The 239-nt window shown below is 69.0% G+C and carries 1 protein-coding gene; it reads right to left on the bottom strand.

The features are described 5' to 3' along the window. The coding region (locus R0J88_RS23240; RefSeq protein ID WP_410901352.1) for a hypothetical protein at positions 1–239 on the bottom strand (239 nt) is incomplete at both ends.

The following is a 239-nucleotide window of genomic DNA, read 5'->3' as shown; positions in this document are numbered from 1 at the left end:
CCCCGGGCGAGAAGATCGACGGTGCCCGTGGCTCCCGCCCCGGCTCGGCGCCACGCTCCTCCCAGGGCAATGCACCGCGCAAGGAGAGCGCCGCGCCCGCCCCGAGCAACAACGCCATGGCCTCGCTGTTCGCCAACGCCAAGCAGTTGAAGAAACGCTGATGCAGATCCCTGCCGGCCTGACCGAAAGCGCCTTCAGCCAATTGCTCGGCTGCCGTCTGCAACGCCTGGAAACCGGCG

Origin of the sequence: Pseudoalteromonas sp. SIMBA_162 (genome assembly GCF_046535955.1) — a bacterium.
Classification (GTDB): domain Bacteria; phylum Pseudomonadota; class Gammaproteobacteria; order Enterobacterales; family Alteromonadaceae; genus Pseudoalteromonas; species Pseudoalteromonas marina.
This window is presented reverse-complemented; position numbering and strand designations above follow the sequence as displayed.